Origin of the sequence: Enterovibrio gelatinilyticus, assembly GCF_028683095.1 — a bacterium.
Classification (GTDB): domain Bacteria; phylum Pseudomonadota; class Gammaproteobacteria; order Enterobacterales; family Vibrionaceae; genus Enterovibrio; species Enterovibrio gelatinilyticus.
The window spans coordinates 1-542 of the sequence record NZ_JAJUBC010000116.1; the positions used below are offsets into that span (position 1 = coordinate 1).

Consider the following 542-nt stretch of genomic DNA (forward strand, 5'->3'; position numbering starts at 1 on the left):
CACCAGCTTCGAAATGTTTCATTATTACTGCTTTTTGCGCTAGTAACTCTTCACTGGGTTTTTCCCATTTTTCTTTTGGGAGTGGTTTTGACCATTCATTGATATTTTCTGGCAATGGCTTTTTATTCAATTTATCAGTCCACTCTGAAACCATGTAGGGGATCTTCCAGCATGCGAGAATATGATAAAAATAATATGAAAATAAGGTGAAATACGAGTCTGCCGGATCGGTGAATTTGAACGATACCCACTTTCTCGGACCTTTTAGGAATTTAGACCAGATACGTTTGCGCTCGGCATCAAACATGGCGCGGTCTTCTTTGACAAATGGTCGCGATCTTGGCCATTTTTTCTTTGGCTCATCCATATATGTACGCATGGTTTCCCATTTTCTTTGCGCCTCACCCACTGAATACACGGGTTGGCGTAACAGCCAATAATCTTTGCCATCGGGTGTCGGAATGGCCATGCCGAATGTATAGGTTGTCATGACGTTGGTGCCTGTTGTGCCTCTTGTTAAGGCAACCCAAGAAACAACTTGT

The 542-nt window shown here is 42.8% G+C and carries 1 pseudogene; it reads right to left on the minus strand.

Annotated features, from left to right (window positions below):
* Window positions 1-490, minus strand: a pseudogene (locus tag LRP50_RS25465) (hypothetical protein); the annotation flags it as partial.
* Window positions 491-542 lie beyond the last annotated feature (52 nt).